This window comes from Spongiactinospora gelatinilytica, assembly GCF_003236385.1.
In the GTDB taxonomy this organism is placed as follows: Bacteria; Actinomycetota; Actinomycetes; order Streptosporangiales; family Streptosporangiaceae; genus Spongiactinospora; species Spongiactinospora gelatinilytica.
The window spans coordinates 1-7833 of sequence record NZ_POUA01000354.1 but is presented as its reverse complement, the minus strand read 5'-3'; the positions used below and the strand labels follow the sequence as shown (position 1 = coordinate 7833).

Below are 7833 nucleotides of genomic sequence, written 5' to 3'. Positions count from 1 at the left end.
GCCCTCTCGGGGTGGGCTCTGGACGATTCAGAACTCTGTGGGAGCATGCCCGATATGGCGAATCCTGAACTGCCGGTACCTGATGGACTGGTCCTGCGCCCGTTCCGAGGAGTGCGCTTTTCCGTCGGGTCCCCCGGCGGCGCGAACGGCGTCGAGGAGACGGCCAAGGTCACCTCTCCGCCATACGATCTGATCTCCGACGACGATGTCCGCGAGTTGCTTGCCGTTCATCCCAACAACGTGGTGCGGCTGATCCTTCCCGGTGTGGATCACCACGACTACCCGCGGGCGCGTGACACACTGCGCGACTGGCTCGATGCCGGTGTGCTCGCGCTGGACGGCGAGCCCGCGGTGTACGTCTACGAACAGGCGGCGGGCGATCACGTACTGCAGCGCGGCATGATCGGCGCGGTCGCCCTGGCCGACCCCGAGCGGCGGATCATCCTGCCGCACGAGGACGTCATGCCCGGCCCGGTGGCCGACCGGCTGGCGCTGATGCGCGTCACCGAGGCCAACCTGGAGCCCATCTTCCTGGTCTACGACGGCGGCGGGACCGCCACGCACCTGGTGGACGACATCGCCACGACGCGTGTCCCGCTGGTGCAGGCGGACACGGACGACGGGCTGCGGCACCGGCTGTGGGCGGTGACCGACGCGGTCGAACTGGCGCTGCTCGGCGATGACCTGCGCCCCCGCCAGGCCCTGATCGCCGACGGGCACCACCGTTACGCCACCTACCGCGCGTTGCAGGCCGAGCGCCACGCGCAGGCCGGTGCGCGCGAGGAGGCGGCCGGCCCCTGGGACTACGGGCTCGCCCTCATCGTGGACGCCAGCGCCTACCCGCCCGACCTCAACCCCATCCACCGGGTCATCCCCGGGCTGCCGTTGGCACAGGCGGTGAGCAGGGCCAAGGGCGCGTGCCAGGCGCACGAGCACGCCGACCTCGCGGCGGGACTGGCCGCGCTGGCGGCGGCCGACGAGCCCGCCTACCTGCTCGCGGGCGAGGGCACGGCCTGCCACCTGCTCACCGGGCCCGACCCGTTGCAGCTCGAGCACGCCATGCCGGCCGCGCGATCGGCCCGGTGGGCGGCGCTGAACACCTCGATCCTGGCGGAGTTCCTGCTGCCGAAGGTGTGGGGGCTGAGCGACGACGAGCAGGCCGTGCGGATCGTGCACCACGACGCGCGGGCCGCCGTGCGGCAGGCCCGCGACACCGGCGGCACCGCGGTGATCCTCAATCCCCTGTCGCTGGACCAGGTGCTCGCGGTCGCGGCGGGGGGCGAGCGGGTGCCGCGCAAGTCCACCTCGTTCGGGCCCAAGCCGCGGACGGGCCTGGTGATGCGCACCTTCGACGGCGGCTGACCTCCGCAAGCGAGGACGGAAAACCGCTGGAATTGCCGGTCTCGTGAGCACCGGCGGCCGATCCGGCGGCCGGAATACCTTCGGGTGGCGCGGACGGCCCGGCATGGGCCGGGCCGCATTTTTGTGGCAACGAAGGGAAACCGTCATGGACATGCGACTCACAGGCCGCGTCGCGGTGGTCACCGGCGCCTCGAAGGGGATCGGGCTGGCCGTGACCCGGGCACTGCTGGCGGAAGGCGCGAAGGTGGTCGCCGCCTCCCGTACGGCCGGGCCGGAACTGACCGCGCTCACCGGACCGGACCTGGTACACGAGGCCGTCGATCTGATGGACCCCGAGGCCCCCGCCCGGACCGTGGCACGCGCCGTGCGGGAGTTCGGCGGCCTGGACATCCTGGTGAACAACGCGGGCGGGCCGCCGCCCGGGGTGGATCTGCCGCGCGACTCCTTCTTCGACGCGAGCGATGAGGACTGGCGGGCGATGTTCGAGTTCAACCTCTTCTCGGCGGTGCGGACGGTACGGGCGGCCATCCCGCACATGCTGAGCGGAGGCGGCGGCTCGATCGTCAACGTCTCTTCGGCCAACGCGCGGCAGCCTTCCCAGATCAACGTGGACTACGGGGCGGCGAAGGCGGCGATGAACAACCTCACCAAGGCGCTGTCGGAGGAGTTCGGGCCGCAGGGCATCCGGGTCAACACCGTCTCCCCCGGCCCGGTGCTGACCCCCTGGTGGACCGACCCGGGCGGCGTCGCCGACCGGCTCGCCGGCCGGGTGGGAACCGACCGCACCGGCGTCCTGGACAAGCTGGTCCCCGAGACCATGCGCCTGACGACGGGCCGCCTGGCCGACCCTGAGGAGATCGCCGACGTGGTGGTACTGCTCGCCTCTCCCCGCTCGGCCAGCACCACCGGCGCGGAGTTCACCGTGGACTCGGGTTTCGTCAAGGCGGTATGACCCGCTCCTCTCGGGGGTGACCTCATGGGATGGCCTCATGGGTGGAAGGTGGCCAAGTAGTCCGCGGGCAGTTCATTGAGCCAGGCATGGGTGACGCCGGTCCAGCCGATGCGCACGAAGTCGGCCTTGCCGTCGCCGTCCATGTCTGCGGACCGGACGTCCTTGGGTGGCACCTCGGCGTCTCCGGCGATCCTGCCGATGTCACGATAGGTGCCGCCCGCGCCCCTGGCCCCTTCGTTGATCCAGGCCCGTGCCCCGCCCTTGGCCGTGATCAGGATGCGGTCGGCGCGTTTGTCGCCGTTGATGTCGGCCTAGCGGATCTCCCTGAGGTTGGCCAGGCGTTGGCGATCTTCGCCGGAGGGGTCCACGCCCCGGCCCTTCGCCTGCCAGATGGGGGGATTGCTCCTGAAGATTGTGGCCGCTAGTCGTTATGTGGCCTGCCGCCTTGCGTAAGTGGAATAGGCGTCTTCTGTTCTCTTGAAAGGGCATTCAGGATAACGATGGCCGTGCACGGCGATCCGCTTCCTTTTCGCGCGCCCCCTTGGCCCCGCTCCGACGTGCCGGCCCGCCTGGTGAGCCGCTGGGCGATCTTTGTCTGGGGACGGTGGGGCGAGCCGTCCCCGGCCTCGGAGCAGGGTCGGCTTCGGCGGGGCCGGCGGTGGGGGGTGACTCCTCGAAGGTGACCGTGACGGTGCGTTCGAGGACGCGCACTGAGTCGGCGAGGATCGAATGCACGCTCGCCCTGCCGTACGCGGTCGTGAAGAAGCGACGCCGCAGGGTGCCCCGGACCTCGATGACGTCTCGTGGCCGGAGATCGGCCACGGACCTGCCTAGCGGGTCGTCGAAGGTCATGCACTCGAAGGTCTCGGTGACGCACTCTCGTGTGCGGCCCGGCCGCCGCACGGTCAGCTTCCAGGTGGTCAGCGTGTCGCCGCTGGGCAGCGGTTTCACCCCCGGCGCTCCGGAAAGCCGGCCGGACAGGACGACCTCATTGCGGTCGATATTGCGGTTGATGTCGCGGTCGCGGTCCGTGGTGTCTTCCATGATGGCCCTCCTCGCAGTTTGCGAACCAGGACCACTCTCTACGATGTGAGGTGCGGCGCATTCGCCCGAACGCCATTCTGGGGATAACGCCGCTCCTGCGACGAGGGAGACCTGTGGACAACATCACCGCGCTCGGCGGAGACGTGTACGAGATCGACACACGTATGGCCGGCTACTCGGGAATCACCGCCGGCTACCTCATCCTCGGGGACAGGCCCTGCCTCGTGGAGACCGGTACATCGACCTCCGCGCCCATCGTTCGGGACTCGCTGGCCGCGCTCGGCGTCGGCCCGGACGACCTGGCCACCGTGGTCGTCACGCACATCCACCTCGACCACGCGGGCGGCGTCGGCGACATCGCCCGGTTCTTCCCTTCCGCCGAAGTCGTCGTACACGAGAAGGGCGCGCGGCACCTGGCCGACCCCACCCGGCTGATGGCCAGCGCCAAGATGGTGTGGGGCGACCGGCTCGACACGCTGTTCGGCGAGCTGTCACCGACCGAGGCGTCCAGGATCAGGGCCCTCGGCGACACCGGCGCCATCGACCTCGGCGCCGGGCGTACGTTGAGCAGCCATTACTCTCCCGGCCACGCCAAGCACCACGTGGGTCTGATCGACTCGGCGACCGGTGACCTGTACGTCGGCGACGCCGCCGGCGTCTACCTGCCCGAAACCGGCGACCTGCGGCCCGCCACGCCCCCGCCCGACTTCGACCTGCGCACGGCGCTCGACTCCATCGCGCTGTTCGGCGACCTCCAGCCGCAGCGGCTGCTGTTCAGCCACTATGGCCCGGTCGACGACGTCACCACGACCCTGGAACGATCGGCCGAAGAACTACGGGTATGGGTTGATCTGACCAAGCAGGCGCACTCCGCCGGAATGGACCTGGACCACGCGGTCGCCATGGTCAGGGACCGGACGCGCGAACGCTATGCCGCGCTGCGCGCCGATCCCGAGATCGCCGAGCAGTTCGAGCTGCTCAGCGGCGCTCCCTCGAACGTCGCCGGCATCCTGCACTGGCTGGGCAAGGAGAACCTTTGAGCGCACCGCCGCGTACCCCCGCCGAAAGCGGGGGCACGCGAACGGCCGAATAGATCGTCAGGTGTTCCGCTTGCCCTGCTCGCCGCCGGTTTCGCGGTCAGGCTCGCCCGCGTCCGGTGCTTCCTCGTCGGACCCATCGGCGTCGGACTCGTCATCGTCGGGGTCTTCGTCGGCCAGGTCACCGAAATCCGGCGCGATGAAGGCGGGCACTGCCGGGGCCTCCACCTCGATCTTGCGCTCGGCCGGGCCGTCGTCCTTCTTCGCCGGCTCTGTCACCGTCCCGCGGTCGGGCACGTCCTCAAAGCCGCCCGAGGGCTCGGCCGGGAAGGGGGCCGACTCGGCGGGTGGAGCCTGCTCCTCGAAGTCGAGCTCGTCCAGATCGTCCTCGTCCTCGATCTGCCGGTCAAGTGCGGCCAGGTCGTCGATCTCCTCGTCCTCGGCCTGCTCAACGCCTTCAGCGGACTCCGCGTCCACCGCGTCCAGCTCGACGCCCTCTTCGATGTCCTCGATGTCCGCGACGCTCTCGCCGGTGAGTTGGGAGTAGCGGGCCGCCGCGTCGGTCTCCCCGGCGTCGTCGAAGCCCATCGCGCGCCCGAACCAGTCGGCCGCGGCCGCCTCGTGCCCGGCTTCGGCCAGGGCATCCGCGTACGCGAAGGCCAGACGGGCCGACCAGGGGTGCGGCCGGGGGTCGCGAAGCTCGGGCAGGCGCTGCAAGGTCACCAGCGCGGCGTCGAGCTGGCCGAGATCACGGCGCGCGCCCGACTCCACAATGGTCAGCTCGATCCGCCCTGCCCGGTCCAGGCGTTCCGCCTCGCGCGAGCGCACGAGGTCCAGCGCACGTTCCGGGCGGCCGAGACCGCGCTCGCAGTCCGCCATGATCGGGAGATACTCATCCGATCCGGTCATCCTGCGCGCCGCACGCAGATCGCCCAGCGCCTCCGAGAACTGCCCGGCGCGGTACGCCGTCACTCCCGCCGCCTCGCGTACCACGCCGATCCTGGCCGCGAACCTCCGCGCGACCTTGGCGTGCTCGTACGCCCGCTCCGGATCGTCGTCACCGAGCGCACGCTCGGCGGCGACCAGGTGACGAGAGATCAGGTCGGCGAGGTCGCCCGGCAGCGAGCCGAGTTCCTCACGGATCTCGCTGTCGAGTTCGTCGGCCGTGATGTCCGCGGCCACCTCGGGCAGCTCCTCGTGCTGGCGCGGGGCGTCGTCCTCGCGTCCCCCGAACCTCGCGCGAGACGAGTAGCCGGGCGCGTCCTGGTCCCGCCCACGGTCGTCGCGCTGGTACGGCCGGCGGTCGTCGCGGTCGTCGCGCTGGTAGGGGCGGCGCTCGCGGTCGCCGTAGCCGCCCCCTCCCGGACGGTCCTCCCGGCGGAACGGCGGGCGATCAGAGCCGCGGTCGTTCCAGTCGCGGCGGGGGGCACGGTCACCGCGGTCATCGCGGCGCCCGCCGAACCCACGCGAGGCCTCGTCGCGGTCGCGGTACCGCGCGGGGCGCTCGTCGTCCCTGCCGCCACCGTAGGAGCGGGGCGCGCGGTCGTCGCGTCGTTCGTACGGCCGGCGCTCACGATCGCCGTAGGAGGAGCCTCCGCCTCGCTCAGGACGGTCACGGTAGGGCCGGTCGCCCCGATCGTCCCGGTTCCAGCCGCGGCCATCGCGCTCGCCCGCCCGGAACGGACGCCCTTCACGGGAGCCACGGTCGTCCCGGTACGGCCGACCCTCGCGGCCTCCCTGGCCCGGAGCCCGGTCATCTCGCCGGAATGGACGGTCACCGCCACGCCGCTCACCACGGTCATCGCGACGGAACGGACGATCCCCACCAGGCCGCTCACCACGGTCATCACGGCGGAACGGACGATCCCCACCGCGCCCTTCACCACGATCGTCACGCCTGAACGGACGATCCCCACCAGGCCGCTCACCACGGTCATCACGGCGGAACGGACGATCCCCACCGCGCCCTTCACCACGATCGTCGCGACGGTAGGGGCGGTCACCGCCCCCGCGGAAGCCTCCGCCGCTCCGGCGGTCGTCGCGGTTGTCTCGCCCACCGGGGCCGCGGCGCTCGCCAGGGCCCCCTTCGCCACGGCCACGCTCGAACGGACGCCCGCCACGGTCATCGGAACGCCTCTCGAAGCGTCCTCCGCCGGATCCTTCACCACGCCGCTCACCAGGCCGCGAGTCGCGATCCTGCCATCGGTCCCCGCCACGGCCGCGGTCCCGGTCGCCTTCCCGGCTAGAGCTTCGGTCACGATCACGATCACGGTCACGCGGCGCATATGAGCGCCCTTCGCCGCCTTCGCGCCGTTCGTGCCTTTCGCGGCGCTCGCCGTATCGGGGCCCGTCCCCCGGCATGCCACGGTCTCCGCGGTAACCACCACCGCGCACCGGCTTCTCCCCACCGGCGTCCGGACCGCGCTGCCCGCCTTCTCCGCGCCGGCCCGCGTCATCAGGTCCTTCGTCTCTGTTCACTTCTCTATGTCCATTTCATTGGCTCGATCAGCGAGCCGGCCGCGGGCCGCTCTTCCGCAATTGGTCGCCCGCCTCATGGTCCGACGCGACAAGGGCCACCCGCGGTGGGGTGGCCCGGCACTTCCAGCCTAGCAAGCCGAGAGAACCCTCCCGGCCATTCGCGTAGGCCTCCAAGACCTCCGCGGCCTAGGCCGGTCGAGTATGTGCGGCGATACGGGTCTCCCCTGCCGCTCAGTTTTCAGTACGGCCAGGCAGCGCACTGTCCGGCCCGTCGGAGACCGTCAGATCTCGCACGTCCTCGCCAACGCCCCGGGCCGTGGATTTCAGCGAACGAAGGTCGGCGGCCACGGCGGTGCAGGAACCACCGAGCTGGGCGGAGGTGAGAACGAAGAGAGCTTCTCCGGTGTCGATCTCCAAGTGCTCCCAGCGCCTGCCGTACCTGTGCCGGACATCCACCGCGATCTGCTCCACCGTGTCCCAGGGCACCAACCGCCGGTCGGCGAACCAGCGCACCACGACGACCCCCTCAGGGCCGGCCGAAAGTCGTACGGGAACGAGCAGGTCACGTCCGACGAGCACAGCGAGCACGAATGCGGCGATCCCGCACAGGATGACGGCTCGCCGGTCGTCGAGGTTCAGCACGATGAGAGCGATGGCCAGCAGCAGCCCCAACGCCTTGAGCACGACGAAGTCTCGCCTTACCCGCCACTCCAGCGATGTTCCCATGGGTTCGCTCACGTCTCGTACGTTACCTTGCCACCAGGCAAAATGAAGAGGGCCTTGTTGTAGAGAGACGGGCAATAACAACCCGTACCCCTACAACAAGGCCCTCATATTCAATGATTGTGCGGCAGCGACCTACTCTCCCACACCGTCCCCAGTGCAGTACCATCAGCGCAGGCAGGCTTAACTTCCGGGTTCGGAATGTAACCGGGTGTCTCCCCACCGCCATAACCACCG

The 7833-nt window shown here is 70.4% G+C and carries 8 protein-coding genes and 1 rRNA gene; 4 read left to right on the top strand and 5 right to left on the bottom strand.

Features of this window, described 5'->3' with window-relative positions:
* Positions 1–54 precede the first annotated feature (54 nt).
* Together C1I98_RS31325 and C1I98_RS31320 are read left to right on the top strand one after the other, a co-directional pair.
* Positions 55–1362 (top strand): DUF1015 family protein, encoded by a 1308-nt coding sequence (locus C1I98_RS31325; RefSeq protein WP_233508347.1) that lies wholly within the window; start codon positions 55–57, stop codon positions 1360–1362.
* 145 nt (positions 1363–1507) lie between these two features.
* Positions 1508–2314: an SDR family NAD(P)-dependent oxidoreductase gene (locus C1I98_RS31320; protein WP_111170976.1), complete on the top strand. Its 807-nt coding sequence runs from the start codon at positions 1508–1510 to the stop codon at positions 2312–2314.
* A gap of 35 nt (positions 2315–2349) precedes the next feature.
* On the opposite strand, the gene C1I98_RS45180 is transcribed toward C1I98_RS31320, so the two are convergent.
* A complete protein-coding gene (locus C1I98_RS45180; RefSeq protein WP_111170975.1) occupies positions 2350–2619 on the bottom strand; it encodes an FG-GAP repeat domain-containing protein in 270 nt (89 codons plus the stop codon).
* A 184-nt stretch (positions 2620–2803) separates the two neighbouring features.
* Complete coding sequence (locus tag C1I98_RS31310) at positions 2804–3358, bottom strand: single-stranded DNA-binding protein (RefSeq protein ID WP_111170974.1); 555 nt, start codon at positions 3356–3358, stop codon at positions 2804–2806.
* Positions 3359–3471: 113 nt separating this feature from the next.
* On the opposite strand from C1I98_RS31310, the gene C1I98_RS31305 reads away from it, so the two are divergent.
* Complete coding sequence (locus C1I98_RS31305) at positions 3472–4398, top strand: MBL fold metallo-hydrolase (RefSeq protein WP_233508345.1); 927 nt, start codon at positions 3472–3474, stop codon at positions 4396–4398.
* Positions 4399–4455: 57 nt separating this feature from the next.
* On the opposite strand, the gene C1I98_RS31300 is transcribed toward C1I98_RS31305, so the two are convergent.
* Entirely contained in the window at positions 4456–5577 is a 1122-nt protein-coding gene (locus C1I98_RS31300) for a hypothetical protein (protein ID WP_233508344.1), read from the bottom strand.
* Positions 5578–5592: 15 nt separating this feature from the next.
* Between C1I98_RS31300 and C1I98_RS43265 the strand changes: the two genes are divergently transcribed.
* Complete coding sequence (locus C1I98_RS43265) at positions 5593–6684, top strand: hypothetical protein (RefSeq protein WP_199537347.1); 1092 nt, start codon at positions 5593–5595, stop codon at positions 6682–6684.
* A 420-nt stretch (positions 6685–7104) separates the two neighbouring features.
* On the opposite strand, the gene C1I98_RS31295 is transcribed toward C1I98_RS43265, so the two are convergent.
* Complete coding sequence (locus C1I98_RS31295; RefSeq protein WP_146607750.1) at positions 7105–7611, bottom strand: PH domain-containing protein; 507 nt, start codon at positions 7609–7611, stop codon at positions 7105–7107.
* Positions 7612–7718: 107 nt separating this feature from the next.
* Positions 7719–7833, bottom strand: a 5S ribosomal RNA gene (rrf, locus tag C1I98_RS31290); the annotation flags it as partial.

Excerpts from the sequence above, each read along its gene's own strand:
- C1I98_RS31325 (WP_233508347.1), top strand. The coding sequence starts at position 55 with ATGGCGAATCCTGAACTGCCGGTACCTGATGGACTGGTCCTGCGCCCG.
- C1I98_RS31320 (WP_111170976.1), top strand. The coding sequence starts at position 1,508 with ATGGACATGCGACTCACAGGCCGCGTCGCGGTGGTCACCGGCGCCTCG.
- C1I98_RS31310 (WP_111170974.1), bottom strand. The coding sequence starts at position 3,358 with ATGGAAGACACCACGGACCGCGACCGCGACATCAACCGCAATATCGAC.